This window comes from Janthinobacterium sp. SUN120, from assembly GCF_030397735.1.
GTDB lineage: Bacteria > Pseudomonadota > Gammaproteobacteria > Burkholderiales > Burkholderiaceae_D > Janthinobacterium > Janthinobacterium kumbetense.
The window spans coordinates 965,591-984,552 of sequence record NZ_JAPUBW010000002.1 but is presented as its reverse complement, the minus strand read 5'-3'; the positions used below and the strand labels follow the sequence as shown (position 1 = coordinate 984,552).

The following is an 18,962-nucleotide window of genomic DNA, read 5'->3' as shown; positions in this document are numbered from 1 at the left end:
ATCAGCCATCACTTGTTATCGGGAGCACCGCCTTGAAAGAAATTGACATCCGCCCGGCCACCGAAGCCGATTTTGACGCCATGTGGCCGATCTTCCAGACGCTGGTGGCCGCCGGCGACACCTATACCTTCCCCGCCGATACCACGCGCGAAGCGTGCCACGCCTACTGGTTCGGCCCTGGCGTGCAAAGCTTCGTCGCCGTGATGGGCACGGAGCGGCTGCTGGGCATGTACAAGCTGGTGGCGAACCAGCCGGGCCATGGCTCGCACGTGGCCAATGCCTCGTTCATGGTCGATCCGGCCGCGCAGGGCGTGGGCGTGGGCCGTCTGCTGGGCGTGCACTGCATGGAAGAAGCGCGCCGCGCGGGCTACCTGGCGATGCAGTTCAACTTCGTCGTCAGTACCAACCTGGCCGCCGTCACCCTGTGGAAAAAACTGGGCTTCACGGTGGTCGCCACCCTGCCGCTGGCCTACCGCCACGCGCAACTGGGCTATGTGGACGCCTACGTGATGTACCAGCTGCTGAGCGACCCGATGCAGTGGCCGGCATGAGCGGCGCCATCACCATCTGCGAGACGCCGCGCCTGCGCCTGCGCACCGTGACGCCGGACGATGCGGCCTTCTACCTGGAGCTGGTCAACGACCCGTCGTGGATCGCCAATATCGGCCAGCGTAATCTCCACACCGTGGAGGCGGCCCGCGCGGCCCTGGAAACGGGGCCGATGGCGCAGTTCCGCGAGCACGGCTATTCCCTGTACATCGTCGAGCGCCGCAGCGATGGCGCGCCTGTGGGCATGGCTGGCCTGGTGCGGCGCGACAGCCTGCCCGGCCCCGATATCGGCTATGCCGTGCGCCCCGCCCACTGGGGTCAGGGCTATGCCTACGAGGCGGCGGCCGCCATCGTGCGGCACGCGCAGCAGGTGCTGCGCCTGCGCACCCTGTACGGCATCACTTCGCAGCAGAACCAGGCGTCGATCAACCTGCTCAACAAGCTGGGGTTGCGCTTCGAACGTTTCTCGCGCCTGCCGCCGGAGGGCAGGGAGACGAATATCTACCGCAAGGATTTTCGCCAGGATTGAGGCGGCAAATCCGGATCGGTGAAGTGAAAAAAAGTATTTAGAAACCGGCGCCTTTTGTAGTGGTGGCGCGCGGTCTTTGTTTTTATAGTTGGCCTACCGGTGGAAAACCGCCGGACTATAAAAATGGAGACGTGTTATGAAAATCATGACTGCTGTTGCATGGGGCGCCCTCATGTCCGCCGGGTTTGCAGACGCCTCGGCGCAAAGCTGCTCGGTGCCCGTGATCAAGGTGCTGGCGCAAAAAAGCCTGGGCCTGACGGTGATGGAAAAGACCCTCGCCGAGTATGAAAAGAAAAGCGGCACCAAGGTACAAATCAGCTATTTCGGCGAAAACGACCGCCGCTCCAAGGCCAGACTCGATGCTTCCACCAAGGCCGGCTCCTACCAGATCTACTACATCGACGAAGCCAACGTGGCCGAATTTGCCACGGCCGGCTGGGTCGTCCCCCTGCTCAAATACCTGCCCAAGGAAGCCGACTACGACGACTTCCTGCCAGGCCGCCGCGCCGTCGCCTCGTACAAGGGCGTGGCGTATTTCGCGCCCCTGATCGGTGGCAGCGATTTCCTGTTCTACCGCCGCGACCTGCTGGAAAAGGCCGGCATTGCCGTGCCGAAGACGCTCGACGAACTGGTCGCCGCCGTGAAGAAAATGAACAGCCCGCCGAATGTCTACGGCTGGGCGGCGCGGGGCCAGCGCGGCTCGGGCATGAATGTCTGGCGCTGGTCGCCGTTCATGCTGGCCGCCGGCGGCAAGTGGGAAAAGGACGGCGTGCCGACCTTCAATTCGCCGCAGGCCGTGAAAGCGACCACCCTGTACCGCGACCTGTTCAAGTATTCGCCGCCGGGCGGCGCCACCTACGACTGGAGCAATGCGCTCGAAGCATTCAGGTCGGGCAAGGTGGCCTTCATGATCGAGTCGACGCCTTTCGCCGACTGGATGGAAGACCCGAAAAAATCCTCGGTAGTCGACAAGGTCGGCTACGTGCGCCCGCCCGCGCCGCTGGCGTCGGCCGCGTACGGCCATGGCCTGGCCATTTCCGCCACGGGCGCCAGGGATGAATGCACGCGCCAGGCGGCCGGCAAGTTCATCGCTTTTGCCACGGGCAAGGAGCAGGAGCAGGCGCGCCTGAAGGACAACGTCTTCAGCGACTACAACCGCACCAGCACCATCAACAGCGACTATTTCCGCAAGCACGTCAAGCCGCAGATCCAGGCGGGCCTGACGGACACCACGCCCGTCTCGCGCGTCACCATCTGGCCTAGCCCAGAGTGGCCGGACATCGGCGACAACCTGGGCGTGGTGCTGGAAGAAGTGTTTACGGGCACGCGCGGCGACGTGCAGAGCGCGCTCGATGAGGCGAATGAGTACGCCATGGAAGTGATGCAACGGGCCAGCAAGCGCAAATAGAGACATCTGACCAAACCTGCTGCGCGTCGGTATGGGCGGCCTGCGATGCTCACTGTGCATAAAGCACAGTTCCGCTTCTCGGCCACCTCTACCTTCCGCTCGCTACGGTTTTGTCAGGTGTCGTAACGCAGCCTGTTTGCTTGTCCGTTCTCGTTTGAAAGCCATCACCATGCCGCACTCCATCCGTAAAAAACGCCATACCTGGCTGCCGGCCGTCTTTCTGACGCTGCCGCTGCTGGTCCTGCTGATACTGGGCCTGGTGCCCACCATCGCCGCCATCAACCTGGCCCTGCAAAACCGCGTGCTGCGCTACAGCGACAGCGACTACATCGGCTTTGCCAATTTTCTCCGCCTGTTCGGCGACCGCCGCTTTGTCAATGCCGTGCAGGTGTCGGCCATCTGGGAAGTGGTCACCGTGGCCGGCTCGCTGATCGTCGGTGTGCTGCTGGCCGTGTTCCTGTTCGAAAGGGTCAAGGGCCGCACCCGCGACATCATCGCGCTGCTCCTGATCGTGCCGGTGCTGCTGCCGCGCGTCTCGGCCGCCTTCATCTGGAAGTTCATGTATTCGCCGCTGATGGGCATTTTGAACTGGCTGCTTGAATGCGTGGGCCTGGGCGGCACGGCCTTGCTGTCCGACCCTGCCACGGCCCTGTACGCGGTGGCGCTGGTCGACATCTGGCAGTGGGGCCTGTTCTTCGGCGCCGTCATCCTGAAGCTGCTGGAAACCCTGCCCGCCGAACCGCTGGAAGCGGCGCGCCTCGACTACGCCAGCACGCTCCAGGTGTATGCGTACATTGCGCTGCCGATGCTGAAGGTACCCATCATGAGCCTCGTGTTCATCAAGATGGTCGAGTCGCTGCGCTCGTTCGACCTGATTTACGTGATGACCAAGGGCGGCCCCGGCATCTCCACCGAAACGCTGGACATGTACGCGTATGCGCAAGGCATCGGCCTGATGGGCAAGGTGTCGTACGCGTCCAGCATGGCCGTGCTGATGATGCTGGCCACCACCGTCATCTTTACCTTACTCTGGAAGCGGGTCGCCAAATGGGAAAACTGACTGTTACGCGCGGCCTTGGCGCCGTCACCACCACTGCCATCACCACGGTGATCGTCCTGGTGGCGCTGTTTCCCATCCTGTGGGCCGTGCTCAATTCCTTCAAGGAGCTGATGGACATCGTCACGCCCGTGCCGCGCTTTTTCTTCAGCCCGACCCTGGCCAACTACAAGCAGGTGCTGGCCAGTCCGGAAGTGCTGACGGGACTGGGCAACAGCGTGGCCATCGTTGGCGTGGCCGTGCTCCTGGGCGCCGTGCTGGGCGTGCCGGCCGCGTATGCGATCGCCCGCTATCCGGTGCCCGCCAAGAAGGATATCCAGTTCTTCCTGCTGTCCTTGCGCTTCTTGCCGCCCGTGGCCGTCGCCATTCCACTGATTTCGATCTGGATCGACCTGGGCTTGTACGACTCGCGCCTGTCGATGGTGGTGACGTATCTGCTGGTGACCTTGTCGACCATCATCTGGCTGTCGATTCCCGCCTTTGCGCGCATCCCGAAAGAGATCGAGGAAGCGGCGGCGCTGGATGGCTACGGCCCGTACCAGGTGTTCTGGCACGTTGCCCTGCCGGTGGCCTCGAAGACCCTGATGGGCGGCATCGTCTTCAGCTTCGTGCTGGTCTGGAATGAACTGATGATCGCGCTGGCGCTGACCTCGTCGAAGAGCATGACCCTGCCCGTGGTGGCGTCGGCGTTTACCTCGATGGGGCAGGAAGTGCCGTGGGGCGTGGTGAACGCTTCCACCGTGCTACTGGCGTTGCCGCCGCTGCTGTTCGTCGGCATCCTGGGCCGGTTGCTCAACTCCATGCTCAAACATAAATAACGATAAACAAGGAAGACAATCATGCAAGCACTCGTACTGGAACAGGCGCATTCAATCACCTTGCGCGACATCGACGTGCCGCTCGCCGTCGGCCCGCGCGACGTGAAAATAAGGATTCATACCGTCGGTATCTGCGGCAGCGACGTGCATTACTTCAAGCACGGCAGGATCGGCCCCTTCGCCGTCGAAGCGCCGATGGTGCTCGGCCACGAGGCCTCCGGCGTGGTGGACGAAGTGGGCGTGGAAGTCACGCACCTGAAAGTGGGCGACCGGGTTTGCATGGAGCCGGGCGTGCCGCAGTTCGATTCGCCGGCCACCATGCGCGGCCTGTACAACCTCGATCCGGCCGTGCGCTTCTGGGCCACACCGCCCATCCACGGTTGCCTCACGCCGTACGTCGTGCATCCGGCCGCGTTTACCTTCAAGCTGCCCGACAGTGTCAGCTTTGGCGAAGGCGCCATCGTCGAGCCGCTGGCCATCGGCTTGCAGGCGGCGAAGAAGGCGGCCATCAAGCCGGGCGACGTGGCGGTGGTCATCGGCGCCGGCACCATCGGCGCCATGAATGCGCTGGCCGCGCTGGCGGGCGGCTGCTCGCGCGTGATCCTGGCCGACCTGGTGCCGGAAAAGCTGGCCCTGTTCGCGGACAATCCCGCCGTGACCACGGTCGACGTGCGCCACGCCAGCCTGGCCGACACGGTGCGCGAGGCCACCGATGGCTGGGGAGCCGACATCGTCTTCGAGGCCAGCGGCAGCATGCGCGCCTACGACAACATCGTCGACCTGCTGTGCCCGAACGGCTGTCTGGTGCTGGTCGGCATGCCGCCGGATAAGGTACCTTTGGATGTCGTCGCCATCCAGGCCAAGGAAGTGCGCATCGAGTCGGTGTTCCGCTACGCGAACATCTTCCCGCGCGCCATCGCCTTGCTGGCCTCCGGCAAGATCGACGTGAAGCCTTTCATTTCGCGCACCTTCGGCTTTGCCGACGGCGTGCAGGCGTTCGAGGAAGCGGCCAAGGGCCATCCGCGCGACGTCAAGATCCAGATCGAACTGGTGGGAGACTGATCATGGCAAATATCGCCTGCAGGCAGCTGCACAAGACTTACGACGAGAAAACGGCCGTGCTGCAGCCGTTCGACCTGGAAATCGAAGACGGCGAGTTCATCGTCCTGCTGGGGCCATCGGGCTGCGGCAAGTCGACTCTGCTGCGCATGATCGCGGGCCTGGAAGACATCAGCGGCGGCGAGCTGTTGATCGGCGGCGCCGTCGTCAACGATTTGCCGCCCCGCGCGCGCAACGTGGCGATGGTGTTCCAGAACTACGCGCTGTATCCGCACATGACGGTGTACGACAATATCGCTTTCGGCTTGCGTCGCCTGAAGGTGCCGAACGACGAGATCGAGCGCCGGGTGCGCGAGGTGGCGGCCATCCTCAGCCTGGACAGCCTGCTCGAGCGCAAGCCTCGCGCCATGTCGGGCGGCCAGCAGCAGCGCACGGCGATCGCGCGCGCCATGATCAAGACGCCGCAGGTGTTCCTGTTCGACGAACCGCTGTCGAACCTCGATGCCAAGCTGCGCGCCCAGCTGCGCGCCGACATCAAGCGATTGCACCGCCGCCTGCGCACCACCACCCTGTACGTCACCCACGACCAGCTCGAGGCCATGACCCTGGCCGACAGGGTGGTGCTGATGAAGGGCGGGCATATCGAGCAGATCGGCACGCCGGCGGAACTGTACAACCATCCGCGCACCCTGTTCGCGGCTGGCTTCATCGGCACGCCGGCCATGAACTTCATCGATGGCGTCGTCGAAAAAGAGGGCGGACAAACGGTGCTGGTGTGCGCCGGCTACCGCTGGCCCCTGGTATCGCCCCGCTTCGCCGCGCTGGCGGCGGGTTCGCGCGTGGTCTTCGGCCTGCGCCCGAACCATTTGCGGGCGGCGCAAGCGCAGGCACAAACGCAGGAACCGGCTGGCACGCATGGCCTGGCGTGCGTGGTCGACCTGGTCGAGCTGCTGGGCGCGGAAGCGCTGATCAGTTTTCAGTGCGGTGCCTTGACCTTGTCGGCCTTGCTGCCGGCGAATGCGGCCAACAGCGCGGCGCAGGTAGGGCAGACCCTGGCGCTGGCCTTCGATGAAGAGCACATGCATCTGTTCGACGCCGACAGTGGGCTGGCCGTGGCGCTCAGTGGTCAGTAAGTGGTTAGAATAGCTGGCACCGAGACTGCGCAAGGGAACTGCCGTGACGCCTGACCTGGAACTGATCCACAAACCGATCCACGAATCGTTTCGCGCGTGGGCGCACGGCTTTCCGCACACCGTGGCGAAATGGCATTTTCATCCCGAGTACGAGCTGCACTTCATCATTACATCGAGCGGAAAATTTTTTATCGGCGACCATATCGGCAGTTACGGGGCGGGCAACCTGATCCTGACAGGGCCGAACCTGCCGCATAACTGGGTCAGCGAATTGCCGGAAGGCGTGGTTCTGCCCGAGCGCGACCTGGTGCTGCAGTTTTCCAGCGACTTCATCGAACGTTGCGCGCTGCTGTTTCCGGAAATGGCGCCTCTGAAAGCCCTGCTGGGCGAGGCGGGCAGGGGCTTGCAGTTTCCCGATGCGCTGGGCCTGCGCCTGGTGCCGCTGATGAAGGAATTGACGACGGCGCAGGGCTTGCGCCGCGTCGAACTGTTTACGCGCCTGTTCGGCGAGCTGTGCGACTGCCGCGAGCGGCGCCCCCTGGCCAGCGTCACCTACCTGGCGCAGGCGGGGCGCTACATGTCGTCCACCATCAACCTGGTGCTGGCCTATATCAAGCAAAATATCACGCTCGATTTCTGCGAGCAGGACGTGGCCGACGTGGCGGAAATGAACACCCTGAAATTCACGCGTTTCTTCCGCAAGCATACGGGCACCTCGTTCATTCAATACGTGAACCAGGAGCGCATCGCTCTGGCCTGCGAACTGCTGATGAACACGGACATGAAGGTCACCGATATCTGCTACCGCACGGGATTCAACAACCTTTCCAATTTCAACCGCCAGTTTTTGGCCCACAAGCAGATGTCGCCGTCGAAATTCCGCTCCTGCCTGCTGATGAACATGCCCGAGCCGTCCGGCGACGTCCATTCTTAACTTTCTTTTGGAATCAAATGACTTATCTCGGTATCGATATCGGCACTTCCGAAGTCAAGGCCATCCTCACCGATGATGCCCAAGCCATCCTTGCCAGCGCCGGCGTGACCCTGCGCGTCTCCAGTCCCCATCCCGGCTGGTCGGAACAGAATCCCGAGGATTGGTGGCATGCCACCCTGGACGTCATCGCCGCCATCCGCACTGCGCAGCCGGTGGCGTTTTCCGGCCTGCGCGGCATCGCCCTATCGGGCCAGATGCATGGCGCCACCCTGCTCGACAAGCAGCAGCACGTGCTGCGCGCGGCCATCCTGTGGAACGATACGCGCGCCTTTGCCGAATGCGTGGAACTGGAAGCATTGGTGCCCGAGTCGCGCGCCATCACCGGCAACCAGGCCATGCCCGGCTTCACGGCGCCCAAGCTGCTGTGGCTGCAAAAGTACGAACCGTCGCTGTTCCGCGCCACGGCCAAGGTCTTGCTGCCGAAGGATTACGTGGCCCTGCGCCTGACGGGCGAGTATGTGTCCGACCTGTCCGACGCTTCCGGCACCCTGTGGCTGGACGTGGCCAGACGCGACTGGTCCGAGCGCATGCTGGCCGCCACCGGCCTCTCGCGCGAGCACATGCCGCGCCTCGTCGAAGGCAGCGCCGCCGCCGCGCAGGTGCGCCCGGCCCTGTGCCAGGAATGGGGTATCGCGCATACGGTGCTGCTGGCCGGCGGCGCGGGCGACAACGCAGCCGCCGCCGTGGGTCTGGGCGTGGTGGAGCCGGGCGCCGGCCTGCTGTCGCTGGGCACGTCCGGCGTGCTGTTCGCCGGCAGCGACGGTTTCGCGCCGAATCCGGGCCAGGGCGTGCATGCGTTCTGCCATTGCCTGCCCGAGCGCTGGCACCAGATGAGCGTGATCCTCAGCGCCGCCTCCAGCCTCAGCTGGGTGGCGCGGCTGACGCAGTCGGGCGACATCGGCGAACTGGCAAGGCTGGCGGAAAACGTCGAGGCGCGCACGGCGCCCATCTTCCTGCCGTATTTGAGCGGCGAACGCACGCCGCACAACGACGCCTCCGCACGTGGCGTGTTCTTCGGCCTGTCGACGGAACACGGGCGCGCCGAACTGGCCTACAGCGTGATGGAAGGCGTGGCCTTTGCCATGGCCGACGGCAACGCGGCCTTGCGCAGCGCCGGCACGCATCTGGAAGAAGCGTCGTTCGTCGGCGGCGGCTCGCGCAGCCGCTTCTGGGCGCAGCTGTGCGCGAATGCCTCGGGCTTGAACGTGCTGCGCCACGACCACGGCGTGGCCGGCGGCACCATGGGCGCGGCGCGACTGGCGCAGATGGCGGTGACGGGCTTGTCGCCCGCGCAGGTGTGCACGCGCCCGCCCGTGCAGGAAACGGTGGCGCCGCAAGCGTCCGCCGTGCTGGACGACCGCTTGGCGCGCTACCGGCGCCTGTATCCGCTGCTGCGCGCGGAGTTCGCGGGAGCGGCTGCGCACTGACGCCGGCAGGTATTTTTGCATTGACATACGCAACGTATGTCAATAACATGCTTTCACATACGCTACGTATGTGAAAGGACTGTCCATGCCCGTCTCCACCGTATCACCCCCGCGCCGCAGCCGCAGCAGCATGATCGAGGAAACCCGCGCCCGGCTGCTGGCGGCGGCGCGCCATGCGTTCGCCGAACAGGGGTATGCGAATACCTCGATGGATGATTTCACGGCTGCCGCCGGCCTGACCCGCGGCGCGCTGTACCACCATTTCGGCAGCAAGGAAAAATTGCTGCTTGCCGTGATCGATCAGCTCGAGGGCGAAGTTGGCGAGCGCCTGCAAGCCATGGCGGACGCCGCGCCCTCTTCGTGGCAAGCGTTTCGCCGCCGCTGCCAGGGCTACCTGGAACTGGCGCTGGTGCCCGAACTGCGCCGCATCATCCTGCAGGATGCGCGCGCCATGTTCGGCGACGTGCCGCAGGCGCACCAGAGCGTCGGCATCGCCGCGTTGCAGGCGGCGCTGCAGGGGCTGATCGATGAAGGCGTGGCGCTGCCTGCGCATACTGGCGTGACGGCCCGCATGCTGTATGGCGCCGTGACCGAAGCGGCCTTCTGGATCGCCGAAGCCGATGGCGACCCGCCCGCGCGGCTGGCCATGTCGCTGGCGGCCCTCGACAAGCTGCTCAGCGGCCTGCTGGCCGACCCCGCATCCGCTTTCACTTCCCAGGAACCGCCCCATGCAATGGAAAAATAACGCCGACCGTTTTGGTGCGCTCGCCAAGTTCTTTCACTGGACCAGCGCCGCCGCCTTTATCGGCGCGTATGTCGTTGTCTACTATGTGATCTGGTTCCTGGACGAAGAGGCGCCCGGTACGCTGGCGGTATTGAACGTGCACTGGATGCTGGGCTTGCTGGTGGGCGCGCTGGTGCTGCCGCGCCTGGCGTGGCGGCTGCTCGACGTGCAGCCGCAGGATCCGCCCGGCTCTGCGCTGGAGCACAGGCTGGCGCATGCCGCGCACTGGGGCTTGTATGGCCTGCTGATCGTGCTGCCCCTGACCGGTTACGTGGGCACGGGCCTGCATACCGACTTTGGCCTGTTTGCCGTGCCCAGCTTTCGCGATACGGCGCTGTTCGAGTCGATGGCGACGACTTTCGGCATGACCTGGGAAAGCTTCGAGGCGCCGGTGGATATCGTGCACCACTTCCTGGGCAAATGGGTAGCCTGGGGCGTGGTGGGCTTGCATGTGCTGGCCGCCGTGTTCCATCACCGCGTGCGCAAGGACGATGTACTGACCCGCATGCTGCCTTGATGCGGGTACGGGCAAGCTTGCCCGGATGACCATGACGGTGACGGAAAATAATGACCATCCAGTCAACCTTGCGCTGTAATTTGTTGTTTCTATGTTGAAAGTGTTTCTCTAACGAAAGCGCTGCTTGGTTTTTCACGGGGCGCGCCCCATGATTTCCCTATTTGGTGAGAATTGGATAGTTTTGGTGGCGCCTTTGTTGCCATCCTGTTCTTGCCGCCGGGAGAAACACATGCAACTCGCGAATCTGAAAATCTCCGTCCGCCTGGGTCTGTTGGGCGCCTTCTTCTTTCTTGCGCTGGTGTTCGTTGGCGCGCGTGGCTGGAGCGCGCTCGATGCGGCCAGTGCGCGCAGCGCAAACGCCATGCAGCGTTCCGTCGCCCTGACGGAAGCGGTCGACGCGGCGCGCAGCGCGCAGGTAGAATTCAAGATCCAGGTACAGGAATGGAAAAACATCCTGTTGCGCGGCGGCGATGCGGCCGCCTTCCAGCGCTACCGCGAAGCGTTTGTCGCCAGCGGCGCGCAGACGCGCAAGGAATTGAAAAGCCTGCAGGCGATGATGGGCGCATTAAAACTCGACACGGCACCCGTGGAGCAGGCGCTGCAGGCGCACGACGCGCTGGGCGTGAGCTACCTGGCGGCGCTGCAAAAGTATGACGGCGCGCGCGCCGACAGCGCGCAGGCCGTCGATGCGCTGGTCAAGGGCATGGACCGCGAACCGACACGCCAGATCGACGCCATCGTCACGGCCATCGGCAAGCAGTCGCATGCCCTGATGGCACAGATGAAGGAGCAGGATGACGCCGCGCACCGCAGCGCCAGCATCGCCATGCTGGCCACCGTGCTGGTGACCCTGGTCGTGGGCTCCATCACCGTGTGGTGGCTGATCCGCAGCATCACGGTGCCGCTGGGCGCGGCCGTCGGCATCGCCCAGCAGGTGGCGGCCGGCGATTTGCGCGCCGTGGTGGCCGACGGCAGCCGCGATGAAATCGGCGACCTGCTGCGCGCCTTGAAAGCGATGAGCGGCAACCTGGCCGCCATCGTGGGACGGGTACGCGCCGGCACGGACGCCATCGCCACGGCGTCCGCTGAAATCGCCAGCGGCAACATGGACCTGTCGTCGCGCACGGAGGAGCAAGCCAGTTCGCTGGAAGAAACGGCCGCCTCGATGATCGAGCTGACGTCCACCGTGCGGCAGAATAACGACAACGCGGACCAGGCGCGCCAGCTGGCCGGCGGCGCTTCCGACGTGGCGCAGCGCGGCGGCGAGGCCGTGGCGCAGGTGGTGCAGACCATGAGCCATATCAATGCCTCGTCGAAGCGCATCGTCGACATCATCGCCGTCATCGACGGCATCGCCTTCCAGACGAATATCCTGGCCCTGAATGCGGCTGTGGAAGCGGCGCGCGCGGGCGAGCAGGGACGCGGCTTCGCCGTCGTGGCGACGGAAGTGCGCAACCTGGCGCAACGCTCGGCCGCAGCGGCCATGGAAATCAAGCAGTTGATCGGCGAATCCGTGCGCACGGTGGAAGAGGGCAGCGTGCTGGCCGGCCAGGCGGGGCGCACGATGGATGACGTGGTGAGCAGCGTGCAGCGCGTCAACGCCATCATTGGCGAGATCGCCGTGGCCAGCGTGGAGCAGCGCGACGGCATCGAGCAGATCAGCATCGCCATCAGCCAGATGGATGGCGTGACGCAGCAGAACGCGGCCCTGGTGGAGCAGGCCGCCGCCGCCGCAGACGCGCTGCAGCAGCAGGCGGCCAGTCTGGCCGACGCCGTCAGCATCTTCAAGCTGCATGCGGCGCCGGCGCTGGCGTCGACGCCGGAACTGAAGCCGGGCCGGCTGGCGCTGGCTTAAAACGTGTACTTCGCCGTCAGCACGGCGCTGCGCGGATCGCCGAATGCATTGCCGCTGTCGATGCTGCTGATGGCCTGGTAGTAGCTGCGGTCGAAGACGTTGGTCACGCTCAGGCGCACGTCGAGCTGGCGGTTCACTTGCCAGCCCGCGTTCAGGTCGGCCACCGCGTAGCCGCCCTGGCGGATGGCGCTGTTGGTCTTGTAGATCTGGTTCTGCGCTCGTAGCGCGCCGCCGACGCGCCACGCATCGGACAGGCGATAGCTGGTGGACAGGCGCAGCAGGCGGCTGGGGCGCTCGGCCGCATAGCGCGCGCCGACGGCATTGCTGCCTTGCGCCTTGGCGTATTCGGCCGTGTTGTAGGTAAAGCCCGCGCTCACCTGCCAGCGCGGCGTCAACGCGCCGGACACGCTCAGTTCAACCCCGTCGCTGCGCACTTCACCGGCCGCCTCGGAGCAAGACAGCAGGCCGGGACCGCACTGCGTCAGCGGCAGCGCGGTCGCCAGGTTCTTTTGCACGATGCGGAACACGGCCGCCGAGGCGTTCAGCGCGCCGCCGAAGTATTCGCCCTTTACGCCCGCTTCCATGTTGATGCCCGTGACGGGATCGAGCAGCACGCCATTCCTGTCGACGGCGCTTTGCGGATTGAAGATGCTGGTCCAGCTGCCGTACAGCGAATGGTGGGCGTCGACGTCGTACACCAAGCCGGCATATGGCGTGACTTCCCGGCTCACCTTGTAGCCGGAGCGCGCGCCCGACAACGTGTTGATGGCGCGATAGTCGTACCAGTCGACGCGGCCGCCCACCAGCAGGGCCAGCGGATCGGCCAGGCTGAAGCGGGCCGTCGTGTAGACGCCCGTCTGCTTCGTCTTGCTGTCCTGGCCATAATAGAACGTGCCGATCGCGGGTTTCACGGGCGCGCCCGTATCCCAGCGCACGGGATTGAAGGTGTAGCTGTAGTCGGGCACCGACTTGTAGCCCTTGTCCTCGGTATCGCGCGTGCGATAGTTGGCGCCGAAGACGATTTCATGGCGGCGGCCCAGCAGGCTGAAAGGACCGGCTGCCTGCGCATCGACTATGCGCTGCTGGCGGTCGTAGACAAAGGCGTTGGCCGCGCTGAGACGGAACAGATTCGTCTTCGGCACGCGGGCGATGCCCGTGACGACGGAGTCGAGTTCGTCCTGCAGCGCCTGCGCCGCCAGTTTGACCTTCCAGCCGTCGCCCAGCCGGTGTTCGAGTTCGGCGAACAGGCGCGTGTTTTTCTTGTTCCAGAAGGTCCAGTCGGGCGCGTTAGTGGCCGAGCGGTCGAGCGGCAGGAAACTGCCGTCGAGCGCCGTTGGCAAGCCGTACCACGTGGAGCCGGGATTGCGCTCGTCGTTGACGTGAAAGCCCACGCTCAGGGTCGTGTCGCGCGACAGGTCGGCATCGGCGGTGGCGTAGAGCAGGGCGCGCTTGTGGCGGTAGTTCGAGATGAACGTGTCGGTATCCTGATAGGCGGCCACGGCGCGCCCGCGCAGGCTGCCCGCCTGGTTCAGTGCACCGCGCGCATCGACTTCGCCGCGGTAGTCGTTGTAGCGGCCGATGCTGCCCGTGAGCGACACCTCGTTCTGCGCCGTGGGGCGCTTGCGCACGAAATTCATCGTGCCCGACGGGTTGCCCACGCCATTGAGCATGCCGGCCGCGCCGCGCAGGATTTCGACGCGGTCGTACATGGCCAGGGTAGCGAAACCGAGGGTGTCGCCGTCGGCCGACATGGTCAGGCCGTCTTCCGTGAAATTGCTGATCGAGAAACCGCGCGAATAAAAGCTGGCCCGCTCGGTGGCGCCCTTGTTCAGGCTCAGCCCCGGCGTGACATTGGCGATGTCCTCGACCGAGCGGATATTCATGTCGTCCATTTGCTGGCGTGTGACGACGCTGACCGATTGCGGCGTCTCGCGCACGGACAGGTTCAGGCGCGTGGCCGCGTTCATGCTGCCGCTGGTGTAGGAGCCGCTGCCTTCGGTGGTGGCGGAGGCGGCCTGCGCGTTGACGCGCACCTCGGGCAGATTCTGTTCCTGCTGCTGCGTCTGGCCATGGGCTGGTGCACCCAAGGTGCCGAGAATGGCTGCGGCCATGAGGGTTGGCGCCAACGCGGCGGCCTTTCGCTGTGCGCTGTGTATTGTCATTGATTACTCCCGGTGTCGCGATGATGTGGTGGATGAAGCAGGCGGATGCCTGTTTCAAAATATGCGTCGCTGGGGGAGTGTTGCGCCTGGCTTGCCTGGCCATGCCGCTGCGGTCCTGGCGTGGGCGCAGGGACTCAGATGAATGGAACTGATTCCCAAGAATGAGAATCATTCTCATTTTAGTGTTGCACAGCAATTGTTGCAATAATTGGTGAGATTGTCTGTGGGAGGATTGCAACAGTGATCACGCCCCGCCGTGATTGACACCAGTCAAGCGGCGCCCGATCAGGCAAATATCGCGCCGGAATTCTTATATTATTTCCTTTCCGCATGGTTCTGCGCCTGGCCGCATGGCGCGCGTTGCAAAGGAAAAGCATGTCTTCCACCTCTTGCCTGCCGGGTGACGCATGACGACGCTGCTGCTGGCGCTGTGCCTGACCCTGGCCGTGATGCTGAGCGTGCTGCTGGCCTGCCAGTGGCAGGCGGCGCGCACGTGGCGCCTGCGCCATGCGACAGGCGTGGTGCTGCAGGCGGCGCAGGCGCAGCGCATGGCAGATGCGCTGGCGCTGCTGCACGCCTTGCCGGCGGCCGTCGTCGGCACCGACCACGCTGGCGTGGTGCGCTACCTGAATCCCCGCGCCAGCGCCATGGGCGGGCTGCTGGGCAACGATGGCCTGGGCCAGCCCGTGACGCAGCTGCTGCCGCTGTTCCATGACGGCACGCCCATCGATGCGGCGCGCCAGGTGCGCGACTGCGTGGCGCAGCAGGAAGTGCTGGAAGTGGCACGCGGCGCCGTGCTGCTGCGCCATCTCGACGGCAAGCGCATCGACGTGCAGTACAGCTGCGCGCCGCTGGAGCAGGGCGGCGCGGTGCTGCTGCTGCACGATGTGTCGGCGCGCCGGCGCGCCGAGCAGCAGCTGGAATTCATCGCCCACCACGACGGCTTGACGGGCTTGCCGAACCGGCTGCATTTCCAGATCCGCTTCGAACACGGCATCGCCTACGCGCGCCGCCACCAGGCGTTGCTGGCGGTGCTGTTCGTCGATATCGACCGCTTCAAATCCATCAATGACAGCCTGGGGCACGACGTGGGCGACCAGGTGCTGACGGAGTTCGCGCGCCGGGTGCAGCAGTGCGTGCGCAAGGTCGACACGGTGGCGCGCCAGGGCGGCGACGAATTCATCATCCTGCTGACGGAATTGCGCACGGCGCACGATGCCGAGCGGGTGGCCGAGAAAATCGTCGGCGCCATCGCTGCCCCCTTCGTCATCGGCGAATACAGCCTGTCGGTGGCGGCCAGCGTGGGCGTGGCCCTGTACCCGGACGATGACGACGACGTCAATGCGCTGATCGAAAAGGCCGACCTGGCCATGTATGCGGCCAAGCGCCACGCGCCCGGCACCTGCCTGCGCTACGCGCCGCGCATGCAGACGCAGTCGTATTCGCGCACCATCCTCGAGACGGCCTTGCGCCACGCGCTCGAACGCAATGAATTCGCCCTGTTCTACCAGCCGCGCATGGATTTGAAGACGCGCACGATCACGGGCGTGAAGGCGCTGCTGCGCTGGAAGCACCCGGAGCTGGGCCTGATGATGCCGCTCGACTTTTTACCGGTACTGGAGGAAATCGCCCTGATCCTGCCGGTGGGGGCGTGGGTGATGGCCACTGCGGTGGAACAGGCGCGCAGGTGGATCGCGCAGGGGCAGATGCTGACGGTGTCCGTCAGCCTGTCGGCGCGCCAGTTCTACCAGCGCGACATCGCGCGCAATTTCGCCGCCGCGCTGGAAGCGGCCGGCGTGCCGGGGCATTGCATCGAGCTGGAAATTGCCGCCGGCATCCTGATCGACCGCAACCAGAACTGCGAACTGATATTGCGCCAGTTCCGCCAGCTGGGCATGGCGATCGCCATCAGCGATTTCGGCACGGGCGACGCTTCGCTCAATTACCTGAAGCGCTTTCCCACGGATGCAGTGAAGATCGAAAAATGCTTCGTCGACGACGTGGGCAAGCCGGGTGGCGACGGCGCCATGGTGCGCGCCATCGTGGCGATGGCGCGCACGCTGGGATTGCGCACCATCGCCGGCGGGGTGGAAAGCGGCGAGCAGCTGGAACTGCTGGCCGAGATGGGCTGCGACGAGGCGTTTGGCTATTTCCTGGGCCGCGCCATGGCGCCCGAGGGCATCGAGGTGCTGCTCAAAAGCAGTGAAGCCATTCAGAACTGATAGCGCAGCGACAGCATGGCGTTGCGTGGATCGCCGTAGTAGCCGCCCATGCCCGTCGAGTAGTACTTCTTGTCGAAGACGTTGTTCACGTTCAGGGTCGCCACCAGTTGCGGCGTGACCTGGTACTGCGCCATCAGTCCCGCCACGGCATACGCCTTCTGCGTGAAGCGTTCGCCGTTCGGCCCGCGGTCATCCATGTAGATATCGCTCTGCCAGTTCACGCCGCCGCCCAGCACCAGGCTAGGCACGCCCTGCGCCAGGCGCCACGTGGTCCACAGCTTGGCCATGTTCTGCGGTTGGTTGGTCTGGATGCGCTCGCCGGCGGCGTTGCGGATGCGGCTATACGCATAGCTGGCCGTCAGCTGCCAGTCGGGGCGCAGCTGGCCCGATACTTCCGCCTCGACGCCGCGCGTGGTGGCGCCCTTCACCGTGTGATAGGCGTAGGAGCCGCCGCCCGTGCCGATGATCCAGATGTTGCCCGGATCGGCTTCGGCCAGGTTTTCCTGCTTCAGCTGGAACAGGGCCGCGCTGGTGGTGAGCTTGCCGCCGAAGAATTCGCCCTTGGCGCCCACTTCGTAGTTCTTGCCTTCCAGCGGCGCCAGGAAGCGGCTGTTGACGTCGCGCTGGCTTTGCGGCGTGAAGATGCTGGTGTAGCTGGCGTAGGCCGACCAGTGCTGGCCCAGGTCGTAGACCACGCCCGCATACGGCGTGATCTTGCCGTTTTCGCGCATGGCGTCGTACAGGTCCGTGTCGTTGAAATAATCGCTGCGGATATCGCGCTTCCAGTACGACAGGCGCGCCCCGACAATCACCGACAGCGCGTCCGTCGGGCGCAGGCGCAGGGTCGAATACACGCCGCTTTCCCGTTCCTCGTCGTACGAGGAGCCCAGGCGCGTGCCGCTGTAGTCGGGCACCGGCATGGCGCCATGCCAGGCGTGGATATCCGGCACCGTGTAGTCGTAGCCGTCGAGGCGCCAGTTCGGGTAGATGGGGCCATTCGTCTTGAGTTCCGAGGCGCTCACGCCCAGCACCAGTTCATGCTTGCGGCCGAAGGCCTGGAACGGGCCGCTCACGTACGCATCGAGCGAGGTCTGTTGCGGCTTGCTGTGCCAGTTGGCCAACCACAGCTTCATGCCGCCGCCCGTCACGCGGTCCGGGTAGCCGTTGCCGGAAAAACCCTGCAGGGCGTCGTACTGGTTGCTGCTGCGGCTGACGGCCACCTTGGCGATCCAGTCGTTGTCGAAATAGTGGTCGAGCGTGGCGAACAGCATGTTCTGTTCGCGGTCATACGTGCTCCACGCGGCCGTGCCGTTCATCGAGCGGGGAAAATGGGTTTGCGAGCCGTCGGCGTAGAACACGGGGAATTCGCGCCCCGCGCCCTTGAGCTTTTCCTTTTGGTAGTTGATGCCGGCGCTGAGCACCGTCGAAGGCGACAGGTCCGCTTCGACGATGGCGTACAGCACGTCCTTTTTCTGCTGGTAGCGGTCGATGAACGAGCGTTGGTCTTCATGCGCGGCGACGAGGCGCGCGCGCACCTTGCCGTCCGCCGTCAAGGGCGTCGAGACATCGCCCTCGACGCGGTAACGGTCCCATGAGCCCAGCTGCGCGCCGGCCGTGGCGGCAAACGTGCGGCCCGGGCGCTTGCGCACCAGGTTGATGGCGGCCGACGGGCTGCCCGTGCCGCTGATCAGGCCTGTCGCGCCGCGGATGACCTCGACGCGGTCGTAGATGGCCATGTCGTAGGTACGCGCTTCCAGGCTCTTGCTGGTCGGGATCCCGTCGAACATGTACGACGTGACTTCGAAGCCGCGGGAAAACACCTGGTCGTATTCGCGCGTGCTCGACGAATGATCCACCGTGATGCCGGGCGCCTGCAGCAGCACGTCCTGCAGGGTTTTCAAGCCCTGGTCCTCGATCTGCTGGCGCGTGATGACGCTGACGGCTTGCGGCGTTTCGCGCAGCGACAGGTTCAGGCGCGTGGCGCTGGTCAGGCCCGCGTAGCCGCGCTTGCCTTCCGTGGTGCCGTCGCGCAGGGCGCTGGAGCTGACGGCCACTTCGCCCAGGGTGGCGGCGATCGGCGCGGCGGGCGACGCAGCGCCCGACTTGCGCAGCACGTAGCTGCGCTCCCCGCTGGGAAGTGCCTCGAGGCCCGTGCCGGCCAGCAGGCGGGCCAGCGCCTGCGGCACCGTGTAGCTGCCGCTCAGGCCCGGCGTGCGCACGCCTTGCAGCAGCTCGGCCGCCGCGCCCACGCTTACCTTCGCCTCGATGGCAAAGCTGGCGATGGCGGCGGACAGCTCGCCCGCCGGCACGTTGAAGGCCGTTTGCGCGGCAACTGGCGCGGCGGCGGCATCGGCTGCCATGGCCGGCGCCTGCGCCAGCGACAGCAGGAGCACGGCGCTGCCGATGGCGCGCGCGAGGGGAGTCAGACGAGGAGGGTGCATGGTCTTT

Annotated in this window: 14 protein-coding genes and 1 pseudogene; 13 read left to right on the top strand and 2 right to left on the bottom strand. The window is 65.1% G+C overall.

The genetic code is table 11. The annotated features are described in order from the left end of the window. Positions 1–32 precede the first annotated feature (32 nt). From O0879_RS14155 to O0879_RS14100, 12 genes and pseudogenes are all read left to right on the top strand, one after another. Positions 33–551, top strand: coding sequence for an N-acetyltransferase (locus O0879_RS14155; RefSeq protein WP_099666740.1), 519 nt, complete (start codon positions 33–35; stop codon positions 549–551). Then, a complete protein-coding gene (locus O0879_RS14150) occupies positions 548–1,078 on the top strand; it encodes a GNAT family N-acetyltransferase (RefSeq protein WP_289916952.1) in 531 nt (176 codons plus the stop codon). Before O0879_RS14155 ends, O0879_RS14150 begins: the two co-directional genes overlap by 4 nt. Before the next feature lie 145 nt (positions 1,079–1,223). After that, the gene (locus tag O0879_RS14145) at positions 1,224–2,486 is read left to right on the top strand and encodes a sugar ABC transporter substrate-binding protein (protein WP_289917872.1); all 1,263 of its coding nucleotides are present in this window, start codon (positions 1,224–1,226) and stop codon (positions 2,484–2,486) included. Between the two features lie 169 nt (positions 2,487–2,655). Continuing rightward, on the top strand, positions 2,656–3,546 hold the full coding sequence (locus O0879_RS14140; RefSeq protein ID WP_289916951.1) for a sugar ABC transporter permease: 891 nt from the start codon (positions 2,656–2,658) through the stop codon (positions 3,544–3,546). Beyond that, positions 3,534–4,361 carry a carbohydrate ABC transporter permease gene (locus tag O0879_RS14135; RefSeq protein WP_099666743.1) on the top strand — a complete coding sequence of 276 codons (828 nt, stop codon included), beginning with the start codon at positions 3,534–3,536 and terminating at the stop codon, positions 4,359–4,361. The genes O0879_RS14140 and O0879_RS14135 overlap by 13 nt, the downstream gene beginning before the upstream one ends. 21 nt (positions 4,362–4,382) lie before the next feature. After that, positions 4,383–5,423: an NAD(P)-dependent alcohol dehydrogenase gene (locus O0879_RS14130; protein ID WP_289916950.1), complete on the top strand. Its 1,041-nt coding sequence runs from the start codon at positions 4,383–4,385 to the stop codon at positions 5,421–5,423. 2 nt (positions 5,424–5,425) lie between these two features. Further along, positions 5,426–6,526 (top strand): annotated as a pseudogene (ugpC, locus tag O0879_RS14125) (sn-glycerol-3-phosphate ABC transporter ATP-binding protein UgpC); the annotation flags it as partial. Between the two features lie 70 nt (positions 6,527–6,596). Beyond that, complete coding sequence (locus O0879_RS14120; protein ID WP_289916949.1) at positions 6,597–7,487, top strand: AraC family transcriptional regulator; 891 nt, start codon at positions 6,597–6,599, stop codon at positions 7,485–7,487. Positions 7,488–7,504: 17 nt separating this feature from the next. Next, entirely contained in the window at positions 7,505–8,974 is a 1,470-nt protein-coding gene (gene xylB / locus O0879_RS14115; RefSeq protein WP_289916948.1) for a xylulokinase, read from the top strand. 85 nt (positions 8,975–9,059) lie between these two features. Beyond that, a complete protein-coding gene (locus O0879_RS14110) occupies positions 9,060–9,719 on the top strand; it encodes a TetR/AcrR family transcriptional regulator (protein ID WP_289916947.1) in 660 nt (219 codons plus the stop codon). Then, on the top strand, positions 9,703–10,275 hold the full coding sequence (locus tag O0879_RS14105; protein WP_289916946.1) for a cytochrome b: 573 nt from the start codon (positions 9,703–9,705) through the stop codon (positions 10,273–10,275). The genes O0879_RS14110 and O0879_RS14105 overlap by 17 nt, the downstream gene beginning before the upstream one ends. Before the next feature lie 229 nt (positions 10,276–10,504). Further along, entirely contained in the window at positions 10,505–12,130 is a 1,626-nt protein-coding gene (locus tag O0879_RS14100; protein WP_289916945.1) for a methyl-accepting chemotaxis protein, read from the top strand. Here O0879_RS14100 and O0879_RS14095 read toward each other — a convergent pair. Continuing rightward, a complete protein-coding gene (locus O0879_RS14095; protein ID WP_289916944.1) occupies positions 12,127–14,241 on the bottom strand; it encodes a TonB-dependent siderophore receptor in 2,115 nt (704 codons plus the stop codon). The two genes, O0879_RS14100 and O0879_RS14095, sit on opposite strands and share 4 nt — an antisense overlap. Before the next feature lie 458 nt (positions 14,242–14,699). Between O0879_RS14095 and O0879_RS14090 the strand changes: the two genes are divergently transcribed. Continuing rightward, on the top strand, positions 14,700–16,514 hold the full coding sequence (locus O0879_RS14090) for an EAL domain-containing protein (protein WP_289916943.1): 1,815 nt from the start codon (positions 14,700–14,702) through the stop codon (positions 16,512–16,514). Here the strand turns inward: O0879_RS14090 and O0879_RS14085 are convergent. Beyond that, on the bottom strand, positions 16,505–18,955 hold the full coding sequence (locus tag O0879_RS14085; RefSeq protein WP_289916942.1) for a TonB-dependent receptor: 2,451 nt from the start codon (positions 18,953–18,955) through the stop codon (positions 16,505–16,507). The genes O0879_RS14090 and O0879_RS14085 overlap by 10 nt on opposite strands. Positions 18,956–18,962 lie beyond the last annotated feature (7 nt).

Coding starts and splice junctions, on each gene's coding strand:
- O0879_RS14150 (WP_289916952.1), top strand. CDS start 548: ATGAGCGGCGCCATCACCATCTGCGAGACGCCGCGCCTGCGCCTGCGC.
- O0879_RS14145 (WP_289917872.1), top strand. CDS start 1,224: ATGACTGCTGTTGCATGGGGCGCCCTCATGTCCGCCGGGTTTGCAGAC.
- O0879_RS14140 (WP_289916951.1), top strand. CDS start 2,656: ATGCCGCACTCCATCCGTAAAAAACGCCATACCTGGCTGCCGGCCGTC.
- O0879_RS14135 (WP_099666743.1), top strand. CDS start 3,534: ATGGGAAAACTGACTGTTACGCGCGGCCTTGGCGCCGTCACCACCACT.
- O0879_RS14130 (WP_289916950.1), top strand. CDS start 4,383: ATGCAAGCACTCGTACTGGAACAGGCGCATTCAATCACCTTGCGCGAC.
- xylB (WP_289916948.1), top strand. CDS start 7,505: ATGACTTATCTCGGTATCGATATCGGCACTTCCGAAGTCAAGGCCATC.
- O0879_RS14110 (WP_289916947.1), top strand. CDS start 9,060: ATGCCCGTCTCCACCGTATCACCCCCGCGCCGCAGCCGCAGCAGCATG.
- O0879_RS14105 (WP_289916946.1), top strand. CDS start 9,703: ATGCAATGGAAAAATAACGCCGACCGTTTTGGTGCGCTCGCCAAGTTC.
- O0879_RS14100 (WP_289916945.1), top strand. CDS start 10,505: ATGCAACTCGCGAATCTGAAAATCTCCGTCCGCCTGGGTCTGTTGGGC.
- O0879_RS14095 (WP_289916944.1), bottom strand. CDS start 14,241: ATGGCCGCAGCCATTCTCGGCACCTTGGGTGCACCAGCCCATGGCCAG.
- O0879_RS14090 (WP_289916943.1), top strand. CDS start 14,700: ATGACGACGCTGCTGCTGGCGCTGTGCCTGACCCTGGCCGTGATGCTG.
- O0879_RS14085 (WP_289916942.1), bottom strand. CDS start 18,955: ATGCACCCTCCTCGTCTGACTCCCCTCGCGCGCGCCATCGGCAGCGCC.